The sequence below is a fragment of the uncultured Comamonas sp. genome, assembly GCF_964277875.1.
Lineage (GTDB): Bacteria > Pseudomonadota > Gammaproteobacteria > Burkholderiales > Burkholderiaceae_C > Comamonas > Comamonas sediminis.
Genome location: NZ_CAXYJV010000045.1, coordinates 1 through 13,733 on the forward strand (window position 1 = coordinate 1; position 13,733 = coordinate 13,733).

General features: G+C 65.6%; 16 protein-coding genes. 5 read left to right on the top strand and 11 right to left on the bottom strand.

The window, feature by feature from the left end:
- Positions 1 to 113 precede the first annotated feature (113 nt).
- Entirely contained in the window at positions 114 to 911 is a 798-nt protein-coding gene (locus ACHWUQ_RS18410) for an enoyl-CoA hydratase/isomerase family protein (protein ID WP_394682017.1), read from the top strand.
- A 10-nt stretch (positions 912 to 921) separates the two neighbouring features.
- On the opposite strand, the gene ACHWUQ_RS18415 is transcribed toward ACHWUQ_RS18410, so the two are convergent.
- From ACHWUQ_RS18415 to ACHWUQ_RS18425, 3 genes are all read right to left on the bottom strand, one after another.
- Complete coding sequence (locus tag ACHWUQ_RS18415; protein ID WP_312459701.1) at positions 922 to 1,254, bottom strand: hypothetical protein; 333 nt, start codon at positions 1,252 to 1,254, stop codon at positions 922 to 924.
- A gap of 78 nt (positions 1,255 to 1,332) precedes the next feature.
- Positions 1,333 to 2,448 (bottom strand): CaiB/BaiF CoA transferase family protein, encoded by a 1,116-nt coding sequence (locus ACHWUQ_RS18420; protein WP_394682018.1) that lies wholly within the window; start codon positions 2,446 to 2,448, stop codon positions 1,333 to 1,335.
- A 90-nt stretch (positions 2,449 to 2,538) separates the two neighbouring features.
- Entirely contained in the window at positions 2,539 to 3,321 is a 783-nt protein-coding gene (locus ACHWUQ_RS18425) for an IclR family transcriptional regulator (protein WP_116926261.1), read from the bottom strand.
- 146 nt (positions 3,322 to 3,467) lie between these two features.
- Between ACHWUQ_RS18425 and ACHWUQ_RS18430 the strand changes: the two genes are divergently transcribed.
- Both ACHWUQ_RS18430 and ACHWUQ_RS18435 read left to right on the top strand, forming a co-directional pair.
- On the top strand, positions 3,468 to 3,866 hold the full coding sequence (locus tag ACHWUQ_RS18430) for a hypothetical protein (RefSeq protein ID WP_394682019.1): 399 nt from the start codon (positions 3,468 to 3,470) through the stop codon (positions 3,864 to 3,866).
- On the top strand, positions 3,866 to 4,198 hold the full coding sequence (locus tag ACHWUQ_RS18435; protein ID WP_230778473.1) for a YnfA family protein: 333 nt from the start codon (positions 3,866 to 3,868) through the stop codon (positions 4,196 to 4,198). The genes ACHWUQ_RS18430 and ACHWUQ_RS18435 overlap by 1 nt, the downstream gene beginning before the upstream one ends.
- 15 nt (positions 4,199 to 4,213) lie before the next feature.
- On the opposite strand, the gene ACHWUQ_RS18440 is transcribed toward ACHWUQ_RS18435, so the two are convergent.
- The 4 genes from ACHWUQ_RS18440 to ACHWUQ_RS18455 form a co-directional block, all read right to left on the bottom strand.
- Positions 4,214 to 5,344, bottom strand: coding sequence for a 3-deoxy-7-phosphoheptulonate synthase (locus ACHWUQ_RS18440; protein ID WP_394682020.1), 1,131 nt, complete (start codon positions 5,342 to 5,344; stop codon positions 4,214 to 4,216).
- 56 nt (positions 5,345 to 5,400) lie between these two features.
- Positions 5,401 to 5,718: a multidrug efflux SMR transporter gene (locus ACHWUQ_RS18445; protein ID WP_239810458.1), complete on the bottom strand. Its 318-nt coding sequence runs from the start codon at positions 5,716 to 5,718 to the stop codon at positions 5,401 to 5,403.
- A 196-nt stretch (positions 5,719 to 5,914) separates the two neighbouring features.
- Positions 5,915 to 6,415, bottom strand: coding sequence for a putative toxin-antitoxin system toxin component, PIN family (locus tag ACHWUQ_RS18450; protein ID WP_394682021.1), 501 nt, complete (start codon positions 6,413 to 6,415; stop codon positions 5,915 to 5,917).
- Positions 6,412 to 7,689: a class I SAM-dependent RNA methyltransferase gene (locus ACHWUQ_RS18455; protein WP_394682022.1), complete on the bottom strand. Its 1,278-nt coding sequence runs from the start codon at positions 7,687 to 7,689 to the stop codon at positions 6,412 to 6,414. Before ACHWUQ_RS18455 ends, ACHWUQ_RS18450 begins: the two co-directional genes overlap by 4 nt.
- Positions 7,690 to 7,889: 200 nt before the next feature.
- On the opposite strand from ACHWUQ_RS18455, the gene ACHWUQ_RS18460 reads away from it, so the two are divergent.
- Together ACHWUQ_RS18460 and ACHWUQ_RS18465 are read left to right on the top strand one after the other, a co-directional pair.
- Entirely contained in the window at positions 7,890 to 8,642 is a 753-nt protein-coding gene (locus tag ACHWUQ_RS18460; RefSeq protein WP_312836233.1) for a hypothetical protein, read from the top strand.
- Positions 8,643 to 8,783: 141 nt separating this feature from the next.
- Entirely contained in the window at positions 8,784 to 9,698 is a 915-nt protein-coding gene (locus tag ACHWUQ_RS18465; RefSeq protein WP_373450829.1) for an aspartyl/asparaginyl beta-hydroxylase domain-containing protein, read from the top strand.
- 76 nt (positions 9,699 to 9,774) lie between these two features.
- Here the strand turns inward: ACHWUQ_RS18465 and rpoN are convergent, their stop codons facing one another.
- The 4 genes from rpoN to ACHWUQ_RS18485 form a co-directional block, all read right to left on the bottom strand.
- Positions 9,775 to 11,400: an RNA polymerase factor sigma-54 gene (rpoN, locus tag ACHWUQ_RS18470; RefSeq protein WP_394682023.1), complete on the bottom strand. Its 1,626-nt coding sequence runs from the start codon at positions 11,398 to 11,400 to the stop codon at positions 9,775 to 9,777.
- Between the two features lie 105 nt (positions 11,401 to 11,505).
- Complete coding sequence (lptB, locus tag ACHWUQ_RS18475; RefSeq protein WP_373450828.1) at positions 11,506 to 12,282, bottom strand: LPS export ABC transporter ATP-binding protein; 777 nt, start codon at positions 12,280 to 12,282, stop codon at positions 11,506 to 11,508.
- A gap of 23 nt (positions 12,283 to 12,305) precedes the next feature.
- Entirely contained in the window at positions 12,306 to 12,971 is a 666-nt protein-coding gene (lptA, locus tag ACHWUQ_RS18480; RefSeq protein ID WP_394682024.1) for a lipopolysaccharide transport periplasmic protein LptA, read from the bottom strand.
- Positions 12,972 to 13,083: 112 nt separating this feature from the next.
- The gene (locus ACHWUQ_RS18485) at positions 13,084 to 13,728 is read right to left on the bottom strand and encodes a thiol:disulfide interchange protein DsbA/DsbL (protein WP_312836236.1); all 645 of its coding nucleotides are present in this window, start codon (positions 13,726 to 13,728) and stop codon (positions 13,084 to 13,086) included.
- Positions 13,729 to 13,733: the final 5 nt, after the last annotated feature.

Below are 13,733 nucleotides of genomic sequence, written 5' to 3' on the forward strand. Positions count from 1 at the left end.
CTGTCGTCCGAACTGGCCAGCTATGTGACCGGGGCCATCATCCCGGTCGATGGCGGCGCTGCACTGCGCGGCGGGCGCGACATGCGTGCCTCCTACGTCCCCAGGAGCGCCGCATGAACCAATGCTACGAACGCATCATTTTTGAGCGCCAGGACGGCGTGGCCACCTTGCGCTTCAACTACCCAGCCAAGCGCAATGCCTTCGACCCGCAGATGCGCGAGGAAATGGCCGAAGTGGTGCGCCTGGTGCAGACCGACGCCAGCCTGCGTGCGCTGGTGCTGACCGGCGTTGGCGACCATTTCTGCTCGGGCGGGGACCTGGGCAATATTGCGGCATCGGGTCTGGACAATGCCGGCTGGCGCGCGCGCCTGTCCAGCCTGCACCACTGGCTCAAGGACCTGATGCTGCTGGACAAGCCGGTGATTGCAGCGGTGGACGGCGCCGCCTATGGCGCGGGCTTCAGCCTGGCACTGGCGGCGGACTTCATCATCGCCTCGGACCGGGCGCGCTTTGCGATGTCCTTCATCCGCGTTGGCGTCGTGCCCGACTGCGCAGCTTTCTACACCTTGCCGCGCGTCGTCGGCGTGCAGCGCGCGCGGGAGCTGATGCTTTCGGGCCGCGAGGTCTCTGCCCAGGAGGCCTTGCAGCTGGGCATTGCCAGCGAGCTGGCCGCCCCCGAGCAGCTGCAGGCGCGTGCCCAGGCGATTGCGCACAGCTTTGTCGGCGCATCGCCGGTGGCGCTGAGTCTGATCAAACGCTCGCTCGCGATGGCCGCCAACGACTTGCCTGCGCTGCTGGAGCAAGAGGCGAACGCCCAGGCGCTGGCGATGGGCACGGCCCAGCACCGCGAAGCCGTGCAGGCCTTTTTGAACAAGCAGCCTGCGCCCTTCCAGTGGCCGGCGCGGACCTGAAAAAACCGGTTTATTCGTTGCTGGCGCTGCCGCGTTTCTTGGGCGGCTCCATCGCGTTGCGGCGGCTCATCCCGGCCCGCCCGGCCTTGCTCCAGTCATAGTGTTCGCCATCGGGCGTGCGGCCGTCTTCAACGGCAGCCACCCCTATCTGCCCGACCATGTCGCGCAGCTCGGACGACATCACCACATGCGCATGGCGCGGATCGGCGCGCAGGCGCTGGCATTGCGCCAGTGCCTCGCTCATCTGCTGGTCGCTGTAGGCCAGGCACTGCGGCTGCCAATCGGGCGGCATGCCCTCGGCATCCTCGGCGTTGTTGCGCAGATAAAAAACCACAATGCCCATCGGCAACTCCCTGTGTCGGTGCCCGGCCAGGCGCAGCCCGGGCAGGGCCGCATTGTCGCACTCTGACGCACAGGACGCCTAGCGGCGCCAAGCCGCGCTGGCATCCCCTGCGTTCACCTGCGCGAGTACGGCCTCGGTATGGGCGCCTGCGGCGCACATCGCCGGCGTGTCATAGGCCTGGCCGTCAAAGCGCGGCGCCGGGGCGGCCTGCAACACGCCGCCTTGCGCGTGGTAGACACCACGCGCCTGCATATGCGGGTGCGCTGCGGCCTCCAGCGGGCTCAATACGGCGCCAAAGCAGACATCACTGCCCTCGAACACCTGCTGCCAATGCGCGCGCGGCTCGGTGATGAACAGCGCCTGCAGGCGCGCACGGCGGCGCGGCCACAGCGCCTTGTCCCACTGCGACTGGGGCGCGGCAAAATCCGGGTCGTCCGCCAGGCCCAGGGTCTGCAGCAGCAGCGCGTAGAACTGCGGCTCGATGCTGCCGATGGTGATGTGCTCGCCATCGGCGCAGACATAGGTCTCGTAGAACGGTGCGCTGTCGTGGATGCTTTGGCCGCGCACATCGGCCACAATGCCGCGCTGGCGGGCGCTCAGCGCCAGGTTCAGCATATGGGCCGCGCCATCGACGATGGCCGCATCCACCACGCAGCCCCGGCCGCTGCTGCGCGCCTGGATCACGCCGGCGAGCAGGCCGGTCATCAGGTAGAGCGCGCCGCCGCCGATATCGCCCACCATCGCAAACGATGACACCGGCCGCGCATCGGCCGGGCTGCAGCCCCAGAGCGCGCCCGAGACGGCGGCGTAGTTGTTGTCATGGCCGGCGCGCGGGGCCAACGGGCCGCTCTGGCCCCAGCCGGTCATGCGGCCGTAGACGAGGGCCGGGTTCAGCGCCTGGCACTCGGCCGGGCCCAGGCCCAGGCGCTCCATCACGCCGGGGCGCATGCCTTCGATCAGCACATCGGCATCGCGCACCAGGGCCAGCACCAGGGCCTTGCCTTCGGCGCTCTTGAGATCGGCAAACACCGAGCGCTTGCCCCGGTTGAGCAGGTTGCCGGTGGGGGCCGCGCCTTTTTCCTCGCGCACGATGGAGATCACATCGGCGCCCAGGTCGGCCAGGTGCATCGCGCAGAACGGGCCCGGTCCCAGGCCGCCAATCTCCAGCACCTTGATGCCGTCCAATACTTTCATGCTTGTCTCCTGTGGTTGTTTTTTGCGATGCGCCGCCTGACGCGGCCAGGTCAGGCCCGGCCGGGTTAGGCCCAGCCAGCTCAGTCCCGATCAGGACAGGCTGGAGGTGCCGATCAGCCCTTCGAGGGAGCGCACCAGGGTCACCAGGCGCGGGCCGATGTCGGTCTCCAGCTCGCGGCTCTTGGGGTTGTAGGTGGGCACGGAGGCGCCAAACACCCAGCGCTCGCCATCGATGGGCTGCGACAGCGGCACGGCGATCGACAGAATCTCACGGTGCAGATCGCCATGGCTGCGGCAAAAGCCGTGCAAGGCCAGGTCCTGGCGCGCATCGTCCAGGCGCTCGCGCAGCAGCGCGGCGCGCTCGGGCGCGCGGCCATCGAGCTCGTCCAGATAGGCCTGGCGCTCGGCCTCGCTTTGGCCCAGCAGGTAGGCGCGGCCAGTCGCGGTGCGCACCAACGATACGGCCACCCCGATCTCGGGCGTGAACACCTTGTTGTCCATGCCATTGGCCAGCTCGGCCAGCACCAGGCGCCGGCCCTCACCCACCGCCAGCTGGATCTGGCCGCCCATGTAGTTGGCCAGCTCCTGCATCTGCGGGCGGGCAAACTGACGCACCGTCATGCGCGACAGCAAGGGCGACGCCAGGTTGAGCACACCGATGCCCAGCACGTACTTGGACAGGCGCTCCGAATAGCGCAGCAGGCCCAGCTCGCACAGGGTTTCGGTCAGGCGGAACAAGGTCGGTTTGGGCAAACCCGTCAGGTCCATCAGCTCTTTGCCACTGAGTTCTTGCTGCTTGTTGTTAAAGCACTGCAAAATACTGACGCCGCGCACCAGCGCGCTGACCAGTTTTCCATCCGCTTCAGAATTCATATTTCTGTATATAAGTTACTTATTACGAGACCAATGTCTCGATTTATGAAATTCTAATCGGGATTGGTCCGATATGGGCAGCTTGCAGCTTGGCTTGGTGCCCCCAGCCGCCCAATGGCGGCAATCTGCAACACTCCCCACCTGCCATGAGCCTGAACCAACACGGTCTGCCCACCCGCGTACCCGCGATCGCCGCCATCGGCCAAATGCTGGCGGACCGGCAACTGCCCGCCGCCGAGCGCCAGCAGGCCCTGGATCTGCTGGTGCAGGACCATGCCGATCTGGACGAGGTGGAAAGCCAGGCCGCCCTCTGGGCCATTGCCCAGATGGGGCGCGAGGAAGCCGCCTGCACGGCCTTGCTGGCCTGCGCCGATACCTGGTTGCAGAACGCCGAGATGGCGCAGCCGTTTCTGGATGGCTATGCCCAGGTCTGCGGCAACCGCATCGTGCCCGCTGCAGCGCCGGCCTTTGCCCAGCTGCAGCAGCTGGCGCAGCACGATGCCGAACTGGCCGCCCGCCTGCCCACCTTCACGAAAGCGTCTTGATGTCTCTGCTGACGACCACCGCCTTGTTTGTGCTGACGGCCATTGCCGAGATCGTGGGCTGCTACCTGCCCTATCTCTGGCTCAAGGACAAGGCGCCGGCCTGGGTGCTGCTGCCGGCGGTGCTGGCGCTGCTGGCCTTTGTCTGGCTGCTGAGCCTGCACCCGACCGCATCGGGCCGGGTGTATGCCGCTTACGGCGGCGTCTATGTGACGACGGCGATTGCCTGGCTGTGGCTGGTCGATGGCATCCGCCCCAGCAGCTGGGACATCGCCGGCGTGCTGCTGTGCCTGGCCGGCATGGGCGTGATAATGCTGGGCGCGGCGCAGCGCTGAGCCGTCCAGACTGTTTCAACCCTTGTTGGCAGCGCGGCGCGCCTGCACCGCTTGCGCCAACTGGGCCAGCACCGGCAGGGTCTGCTCCATGCTGATGCAGGCATCGGTGAGCGAGACCCCATAGGCCAGCGGCTGGCCTTCGACGATGTCTTGCCGGCCTTCGTGGATATGGCTCTCGATCATCACACCGGTGATGCGGCGGTCGCCCGCTGCAACCTGCTGGGCCACATCGGCGGCCACATCGATCTGGCGGCGGTGCTGCTTGCTGCTGTTGGCATGCGACAGGTCGATCATCACCTGCTGATGCAGGCCGGCCTTGGCCAGCACCTCGCAGGCGGCCTGCACATCGGCCGCGCTGTAGTTGGGCTGCTTGCCGCCGCGCAGGATGATGTGGCAGTCCTGGTTGCCACGGGTCTCGAAGATGGCGCTCTGGCCCATCTTGGTCATGCCCATGAAGGCATGCTCGGACTGGGCCGCCAAAATGGCGTCGCTGGCCACCTTGACGCCACCATCGGTGCCGTTCTTGAAGCCCACCGGGCAGGACAGGCCACTGGCCAGCTGGCGGTGGCTCTGGCTCTCGGTGGTGCGCGCGCCAATGGCGCCCCAGCTGACCAGGTCACTGATGAACTGCGGCGACAGCAGATCCAGAAACTCGGTGCCCGCCGGCAGGCCCAGCGCCAGAATGTCCAGCAGCAGGCGGCGCGCCAGCTCCAGCCCCTCATTGACGGCAAAGCTGCCATCGAGGTGCGGGTCGTTGATATAGCCCTTCCAGCCCACCGTCGTGCGCGGCTTTTCAAAGTACACGCGCATGACCACCAGCAGGTCGTCCTTCAATGCTTCGGCCTGCACCTTGAGCTGGCGCGCATAGTCCATCGCCAGGTCATGGTCGTGGATCGAGCAAGGGCCCACGACGACGACCAGGCGGTCGTCCTGGCCATGCAGAATCCTGGAGATGGCCGCGCGGCTCGACGCCACCAGCTGGTAGGCCTCGTCGGTGATGGGCAACCACTCCTCCAGCAAGGCGGGCGTGATCAGCGGGCGCACCACCTTGATGCGGGTGTCATCGATGCGGGTCTTGTCAACCGTGGAAAGCCGGGACGGGGACTTGCGAGGCACGGTGCCTGCAGCGGTAGAAGAATCGGTCATCCCGCTATTGTCGCAGGGCCTGCAAACACGTTCGCAGGCCTAAGGCATCCGCAGGATTAAGAAGAAGACAGCTTCATCAGCACCAGACCGCTGACAATCAGCAAGGCCGCCACCACGCGCATTGGCGTCAGCGCCTCGCCCAGCACCGTGATGCCGACGAGGAACGCACCCACGGCGCCAATGCCGGTCCAGATGGTGTAGGCCGTGCCCAGCGGCAGGCTGCGCATCGCGACCGACAGCAGGCCAAAGCTGGCAATCATTGCGACGAGGGTGATTGCGCTGTATTTGATATTGGTGAAGCCATGGGACTGTTTCATCGTGAACGCCCACACCACTTCCAGCACACCGGCAACCAGCAAATAGACCCAGGCCATATCGAACTCCTTGATAGAGGGAAATTTGGAATGGCCAGGCCGTCCTGGCGGTGGTGCGCGCCGCTGATGCAGCGCCATGCAGGGCCGTCCCTGCGCAACTGGGTCCCATGATAGCGGCGCGGCCTGCGCAGGGCCAGGTGGCGGCTGGATCGCCCGCGGCGCTGTGGGTGGTTAGCGCGCCACAGTGGCAGCGCGATCAGGCCAGGGATTCGGCCTCGGTCTCGGCGGGCTCCATCTGCAGCAGGTTGCCGACGGTGGCGCCGTAGTAGGTGGCCACCCTTTTGCGCTGCTTGAGCACGGCCTTGTCCTTGCTCACCAGCAATGCGCGGTGCTGGCTGGCCAGGTCCAGAAAGTGCTGGTCGTCCGGGTCGGTGCAGCTAAAGCGGATCTTGGGGGCGGCATCGACATACTGCACGGCCGCATCGAAGGCGGCCATCACGCCCTCGGGTGTTTTGCCGTAGTAGCTGACGCGCGGGGCGATCTGGCTGTAGTGCAGCACCCTTTCGAGCTCGATGCGCTGGGCCTGGTCGGCAATCCAGCGCAGCGCGCCCTGCGCCACCAGCGCACGGATCGGCGGGATGTGGGGATCGTCGAAGATCAGCATGTCGAGCACCACATTGGTGTCCAGCACCACGGGCCGGGGCAGGGGCCCGGTGTAGCCTTCATTGCAGGAAGGCCACTTGAGCACGACCTTCATCGCTGGCCGCCGGGCGCAGCCTGCTCACCCCGGGGCTTGAGCGCGCCCTTGATCATGTCAAAGCGGAACAGCCGGCACTCGATCGGGCCGTTCCACATGGGGGTGCGGCGCGATTCCTTCAGGCGCATCTTGCCGGGCAGCTTCAGGTCGGGCGTCAGCATCCAGGCGCTCCAGCCGCTGTAGTTCTTCTTCCAGTGGCTGGCCAGCTGGGTGAAGAACTCGCCGCCATCCTCGGTCTGCGCCGTCTCGCGCCCTGCGCGCTCGACATGGCCCATGCGCTCGGCCGCATTGCGGCCGGCACTGCCGGCTGCGGCAATACGCTCGCCGTACGGCGGGTTGAGCAGCATCATGCCGGGTTGCTCGCTCGGGGGCATGCGCTGCAGCGCATCGCCGCCGCGCAGCTCGATGGTCTCGGCCACACCGGCACGCTCGGCATTGCGCTGGGCAAAGTCGACCATGCGGAAGGAGATGTCCGAGCCATAGATGCCCACCGGGCTCTGGGGCAGGATCTGGCGCTCTGCCTCGTCGAGCATCGCCTCCCAGACATGGCGCTGGTAAGGCACCAGCTTTTCAAACGCAAAGCGGCGCAGGATGCCCGCCGGGATCTTGCGCGCAATCTGGGCGGCCTCGATCACCACGGTGCCACTGCCGCAGCAGGGGTCGTACAGCGGCTGCGGGTCGTCGCCATGCGGGTCCCAGCCGCTGGCGGCAATCATCGCGGCAGCCAGGGTTTCCTTCAGCGGGGCATCGCCCTTGTCCTCGCGCCAGCCGCGCTTGAACAGCGCCTCGCCCGAGGTGTCGATATAAATGGTGGCGCCATCGGTGGTCAGGTGCAGGTGCACGCGCACATCGGGGTGGTGCGTCTCCACGCTGGGGCGCACTCCGTGGCGGCGCTCGCGGAAGCGGTCGGCAATCGCATCCTTGACGCGCAGCGCCGCAAAGTTCAGGCTGGTCAGCGGGCTGTGCTGGGAGGTGACCTCGATCTTGAAGGTCTCCTTGGGCGAGAACCAGATCTCCCAGGCCACCTCGCTGGCAGCGCGGTAGAGATCGTTCTCGTTGCGGTACATGCTGTGCGACAGCTCCACCAGCACGCGCTGGGCCAGGCGGCTGTGCAGGTTCAGCAGCAGCGCATCGCGCCACATGCCGCGCAGCATGACGCCGCCGCGCGCCACCAACAGGTCCTGGCCGCTGGCGCCGGTGATGGCATGGACTTCGTCCGCCAAAAGGCCCTCGACGCCGGCGGCGCAGGGCAAAAACAAATGCAGTTGGTTCATAAGCAGGGGCGCAAGCATACGCGCTTGCGCCATTGTCTGCGCAAGCGCATGGGAATGTGTACTGTGCCAGCCGCTTTCGGGACCGGGCCCTCGATAGCGCTGCAGTAATGATGGGCCGGCTGCTATAGTCCGACTCCAGAGCGGGCCGCCGCCCCGTGCGCCCAGGCCCTCCCCCCAGACCCCTGAAGAAAGATAAGCGGATGCCCTACCTCGGAGCCGGCGTACACGTCATCATTGCGCTATTTTTTGCCGTCCATGCGGTGCGCAGCGGCCAGAACAACTACTGGCTGTTTGTGCTACTGGCCTTCCCCTTCCTGGGCAGCGTGGTGTATTTTTTCGCCATCTACCTGCCCAATTCACGGCTGCAGCGCCATGCCCGCAGCCTGGCGAGCAATGCCGTCAAGGCGCTGGACCCGACCCGCGAGGTGCGCGAAGCCCAGGCCGCCTACGACTACAGCCCCACCGCGCAGAACCAGATCCGCCTGGCCCAGGCGCTGCTGGCCACCGGCCAGGCCGAGCAGGCCTTTGGCCACTTCGAGGCGAGCATGAAGGGCCCGTTTGCCAATGACCTCGATATCCGCTGGGGCGCTGCGCAAGCCGCCTACCAGGCCGGCCATCCGCAGCAGGCCTTGCAGCAGCTGCGCGTGATTGCGCAGGCCGATGTGCATTTCCGCGCCGAGGCCGTGGGCCTGCTGGTGGCCAAGGCCTATGCCCAGCTGGGCGACCAGGAGATGGCCCGCAAGAGCTTTGATTTTGCGCGCCAGCACTCGGGCAGCTTCGATGTGATGGCCGAGTATGCGATCTGGGCTGCAGGCCAGGGCGACTGGCAGACCGCCCATGCGCTGCAGGCCGAGCTGAACAAGGCGATGACGCACTGGAGCGGCCAGCAGCGCCAGCTCAACCGCGAGATGCTGCAGCGCCTGAAAACCGCCTTCGCGGCCCAGCCCAAGTAAGCGCGCGACCCTGGCGCCCGCTGCAATAGGCCTGCTGGCAGCAGGCCATCAGACCGCCCCGCAGGCCTTGCAGCGCGCCGGTTTGCGCTCGCGCAGACACCCGCCACAGCGCAGTCGCTAAAATCGCTGTCTATGGCAAAAATCATCGTTCTGGCCCTGGTGCTGCTTTTCTTTGGCTGCGGCCTCTACATGCACCTGCGTGGCAAGGTGCGGCACAAGCTGCTGCGCCAGCTGTTTGACCACTCCACCTTCACGGCGCCGTTCAATGTGTTCATGCTGATGTTCAGCAAGGTACCGCGCACGCCGTACCTGCCCACCAGCACCTTCCCCGACCTGGCCCCGCTGCAGGCCAACTGGCGCGAGATCCGCGAAGAGGCCATCGGCCTGCACCAGGCGATGCAGATCAAGGCAGCGGCCAACAACGACGACGCGGGCTTCAACTCCTTCTTCAAGACCGGCTGGAAGCGCTTCTACCTGAAGTGGTACGGCCAGGCCCACCCCTCGGCAATGGAGCTCTGCCCCAAGACCACGGCGCTGGTGCAGTCCATCCCCGGCATCAAGGCGGCCATGTTTGCCGAGCTGCCGCCCGGCGCCAAGCTCAACCTGCACCGCGATCCCTACGCCGGATCGCTGCGCTACCACCTGGCCGTGCTGGCACCCAATGACGACCGCTGCATGATCGAAGTCGATGGCACGCCCTACAGCTGGCGCGAGGGCGAAGGCGTGGTCTTTGACGAGACCTATATGCACTGGGCCGAGAACCGGTCCGAGGGCAACCGCATCGTGCTGTTCTGCGATGTCGAGCGCCCGATGACGAATGGCTTTGCGCAGTGGCTCAACCGCTGGCTGGGCACACATGTGGTGGCTGCTGCCAGCTCGCCCAACAACGAAGGCGATCCGCGCGGCTTCATCAGCCGCATCTTCAAGGTCTCGTTCTACATGGGCCAGTACCGCCGCCGCTTCAAGGCCTGGAACAAGACGGCCTACAAGCTGACCAAGTTCGGCCTGATGCTGGCCGTGCTGGCCTTGTTCATCTGGTGGCTGTGGCCGAAGTAAAACCGCGGCGCCTCAACGCAAAAACCGCAGTGTGCAACGCCACTGCGGTTTTTTCATGGGCCCGTGCTGCCTGCGTTTACAGCGCCTTGCGCAGGCTGGCCGGCGGAATGCGCATCGCTTCGCGGTACTTGGCCACGGTACGGCGCGCGCATTCAATGCCCTGGGCCTGCAGCAGGTCGGCAATTTTTGCGTCCGACAGCGGCTTCTTCGCGCTTTCCTCGTCCAGCAACTGCTTGATCAGCGCCTTGACCGCCGTGCTGGAGGCGCTGCCGCCCGTCTCGGTGCCCAGGCCCGAGCCGAAGAAGTACTTGAGCTCGAAGGTGCCCTGCGGCGTGGCCATGTACTTGGCCGTGGTCACGCGGCTGATCGTGGATTCGTGCAGACCCAGTTCATCGGCGATCTCGCGCAGCACCATCGGGCGCATCGCCAGCTCGCCATGCACAAAGAAATTGCGCTGGCGCTCCACAATGGCCTGCGAGACACGCAAGATGGTGTCAAAGCGCTGCTGGATGTTCTTGATGAACCAGCGCGCCTCCTGCAGCCGCTGCTGCAGGGCGCCATGGCCCTCGCTGCCCTTGTGGCTGCGCAAGGCATTGGCATAGACATCCTGCACGCGCAGGCGCGGCATCACCTCGGCATTGAGCTGCACGCTGAAGCCGGGCACCGGCAGGCCGCGCTCGTTGCTGGCGCGCACGATGACATCGGGGATGATGGCATTGCGGTCCACATCGGCATAGGGCCGGCCCGGGCGGGGTTCGAGTTTGGCAATCAGCCCCAGCGCGCTGCGCACCGCCGCCTCATTGCAGCCGGTCAGCTGCATCAGCTTGCGCACATCGCGGCGCGCCAGCAGATCGAGGGATTCCTGGCAGACCAGCAACGCGGTCTCCAGCGCCAGCGCATCGGCCTCCGGCGTGTCCGAGCCCTCTTCATCCAGCAGCCGCTGCTGGGCCTTGATCTGCAGCTGCATGCATTCGGACAGGTTGCGTGCGCCCACACCGATGGGTTCGAGGCTTTGCAACAGGCGCAGCGCCACCGTCAGGTGGTGCAGCAGTGCTTCGTAGCGCTCGGGGTCGCTGGCATCGCCAAAGCTTTGTGCCAGTTCGGCGAGTGTTTCTTCGAGGTAGCCGTCGTCGTTCAGCGATTCGATCAGAAAATAGAGCGCCGCCCGGTCTTCCTGGCACAGGCGCAATGACAGCGCCTGGCGGTGCAGCACATCCTGCAGGCTCAGGTGCTCGCTGCGCCGGTCGGACATCGGCGTTTCGTCATCGTCATCGCCCGCACTGGCACGGGCCGGCAGCTCGCCGCCCCACTCTTCCCAGTCCGATGCCGAATCGCCCGCAGCCGCCTCGGCATCCACGCCGGTTTCCTTGCCGGCGCCAAAGTCCAGCGGCAGATCCGATGCACCCGGCTCGAAATCGCTGGTGTTGCCGGGGTCGGTGCCGGTCACGAGGTCGGCAACCTTGTCGGCCGCATCTGCAGCCTCGGTGGACTCGGCAGATTCAGCAGATTCGGCGGCGTCCTTGCCCGGCTCGGATTCGGGCGCATCATCGCCCTCGCGCTCCAGAAACGGGTTTTCGTCGAGCATCTGCTCGACTTCCTGCGTCAGCTCCTGCGTGGACAGCTGCAGCAGGCGGATCGACTGCTGCAGCTGAGGCGTCAGGGTCAGGTTCTGCGATACGCGCAGTGACAGCGAAGGAATCATCGCAGAGCCCCCGCTGCGGCTGCGGCAGCTGGCAACGGATCAGCCCCGCCAGCCCCAACCTGAGGGGCGGCTTCTTGGCTTGCACGCCCGCCAGGGCGTGCAGTATCACATGCGGAAATGCTCACCCAGGTACACCCTCCGAACCTCTGCGTTCTCCACAATCTCTTGCGGCGTCCCTGCGGCCAGCACCTTGCCATCGCTGATGATGCAGGCGTGGTCACAGATACCCAGGGTTTCACGCACATTGTGGTCAGTGATCAGCACGCCAATGCCACGCTCCTTGAGGAAAGCCACAATGCGCTGGATCTCGATCACGGCGATCGGGTCAATGCCGGCGAAGGGTTCGTCGAGCAGGATGAAACGGGGCTGGGTGGCCAGCGCGCGGGCGATTTCGACCCGGCGGCGCTCACCACCAGAGAGCGCGACCGATGGCGACTCGCGCAGATGCTCGACACGCAGCTCCTGCAGCAATGCGGTCAGCTGGCGCTCGACCTCGGCGCGCGACAGCGACTTGCCATGCTCGTCCTTTTGCAGCTCCAGCACGGCGCGTACGTTGTCCTGCACGCTGAGTTTGCGGAAGATCGAGGCTTCCTGCGGCAGGTAGGACAGGCCCAGCTGCGAGCGCTGGTGGATCGGCATATTGGCGACCGACTGCCCATCGATGCGGATGTCGCCGCCATCGCTGCGGACCAGGCCGACGATCATGTAGAACGAGGTGGTCTTGCCAGCGCCGTTGGGGCCGAGCAAACCCACCACTTCGCCCTTGCGCACGGACAGCGATACGTCCTTGACCACCTTGCGGCTGCCGTAGGATTTCTCAAGATGCAACACCTCGAGCTGGCTGCGCTGGTCGCTGGTAGCCACCCGGGCGTTGACGGAAATGGTCGACGAATTCTCTGCCACGGTTACTTGGCTCCGTCGTTCAGTTGGGTGCTGGGGCGCAATGGCGTCTTGTCGTCGGCTGCGGGCTTGGCCGAACTGCTGGCCTTGTCGTCCGCCTTGCCATCTGTCTTGGGGGTCAGGATCACACGGACACGGTCCTTCTTGGGCGCGCCGGGCTTGGGATCGGCCGCCTGGGCGCCCTTCTGGCCGGAAACGGTGAAGGTGTCGCTCAGGTTGTTGTAGACGATCAGCGGGCCGCTGACCTGGTCGGTCAACGTAGTCTCGCGGTAGCGGCGCAGCTCACCACGCCGCTCGAAATGCACGGTGTCATCGCGGCCGTTATAGGTGATGACCTCACCTTCGCCTTCGACGAACTCGTCGGGAGCGCCCGGTGCGGAATCACGTTTTTGGCGGAAGAACGCCAGTTTGCCCGGTGCAGCGGTGACCACGCCATGCTGGAAGCCGTCGCGGTCCTGGCTCACCGTCAGCTGCGCGCCACGGATGATGATGGTGCCCTTGGTCACCACCACATTGCCCGTGAAGACGCTGGTCTGCTTGAGTTCATCGTGGCGGCCATCGTCCGCCTCGATGTTCATGGGCTTGGTGCGGTCTGCACGCTCGGCATGCGACAGCAGCGGCACGGCCAGGGCCGCTGCCAGCAACAAAGAGGTAAAAATACGGTGTCTCATAAAGGCATGAATCTTGCTCTGCCCCATTGTAGCCATGCTGGAGCGTTGGACCGTTTTTGGCACAAAAAAGCCCGCGTGCGCGGGCCCTGGTCTGAAGCGTTGGGGAATCCGCTCAGCCTTGTGCCGCCAGGAACTCTACCACCTGCAGCACATTGTTCATCGAGCCTGCACGGGTGCCGTCGGTGTAGTACTTGCCGGCCACGCCCAGCGATGGCACACCTTCGACGCCATAGGACTCCTGCAGCTGGGTCGCCTTGCGCACCTGGCCTGCCACGCTGAACGAGTTGTAGGCTTCCTTGAACTTGGCGAGGTTCACGCCGTTCTTGTCCATCCAGGCGAAGATTTCCTCGTCCTTGTTCAGGCGCTGGCGCTCGACATGGATCGCGCGGAACACCTTGACATGCACCTCGGGGATCAGGCCCATCGACTCCAGCGCAAAGTAGATCTTCTGCTGGGGCACAAAGGTGTTGTTGAAGGCGACCGGCACGCGGCGGATCTGCAGGTTCTTCGGAGCCGACTTGGCCCAGGCTTCGAACTGCGGCTCGAACGCATTGCAGTGGGGGCAGCTGTACCAGAAGAATTCGATCACTTCCACCTTGCCAGCGGGTGCATCGGGGGTCACCGGCTTGGCCAGCTTGATGTAGTCCTTGCCTTCCTTGAACTTGGCCTGCGCATTGGCGCCGGTGGCAAAAGGCAGGCTCAGCGCGGAAGCAGCCGTAGCGGAAGCCGCGAAAGTGGAAAACTCACGACGTTTCATGTTTT

Bases quoted from the DNA above. Each gene is read 5' to 3' on its own strand.
- ACHWUQ_RS18425 (WP_116926261.1), bottom strand. From the start codon at position 3,321: ATGAATTCTGAAGCGGATGGAAAACTGGTCAGCGCGCTGGTGCGCGGC.
- ACHWUQ_RS18460 (WP_312836233.1), top strand. From the start codon at position 7,890: ATGCCCTACCTCGGAGCCGGCGTACACGTCATCATTGCGCTATTTTTT.
- ACHWUQ_RS18445 (WP_239810458.1), bottom strand. From the start codon at position 5,718: ATGGCCTGGGTCTATTTGCTGGTTGCCGGTGTGCTGGAAGTGGTGTGG.
- ACHWUQ_RS18410 (WP_394682017.1), top strand. From the start codon at position 114: ATGAACCAATGCTACGAACGCATCATTTTTGAGCGCCAGGACGGCGTG.
- ACHWUQ_RS18415 (WP_312459701.1), bottom strand. From the start codon at position 1,254: ATGGGCATTGTGGTTTTTTATCTGCGCAACAACGCCGAGGATGCCGAG.
- ACHWUQ_RS18420 (WP_394682018.1), bottom strand. From the start codon at position 2,448: ATGAAAGTATTGGACGGCATCAAGGTGCTGGAGATTGGCGGCCTGGGA.
- ACHWUQ_RS18450 (WP_394682021.1), bottom strand. From the start codon at position 6,415: ATGAAGGTCGTGCTCAAGTGGCCTTCCTGCAATGAAGGCTACACCGGG.
- ACHWUQ_RS18485 (WP_312836236.1), bottom strand. From the start codon at position 13,728: ATGAAACGTCGTGAGTTTTCCACTTTCGCGGCTTCCGCTACGGCTGCT.
- ACHWUQ_RS18435 (WP_230778473.1), top strand. From the start codon at position 3,866: ATGTCTCTGCTGACGACCACCGCCTTGTTTGTGCTGACGGCCATTGCC.
- ACHWUQ_RS18440 (WP_394682020.1), bottom strand. From the start codon at position 5,344: ATGACCGATTCTTCTACCGCTGCAGGCACCGTGCCTCGCAAGTCCCCG.
- lptA (WP_394682024.1), bottom strand. From the start codon at position 12,971: ATGAGACACCGTATTTTTACCTCTTTGTTGCTGGCAGCGGCCCTGGCC.
- ACHWUQ_RS18455 (WP_394682022.1), bottom strand. From the start codon at position 7,689: ATGAACCAACTGCATTTGTTTTTGCCCTGCGCCGCCGGCGTCGAGGGC.
- ACHWUQ_RS18430 (WP_394682019.1), top strand. From the start codon at position 3,468: ATGAGCCTGAACCAACACGGTCTGCCCACCCGCGTACCCGCGATCGCC.
- rpoN (WP_394682023.1), bottom strand. From the start codon at position 11,400: ATGATTCCTTCGCTGTCACTGCGCGTATCGCAGAACCTGACCCTGACG.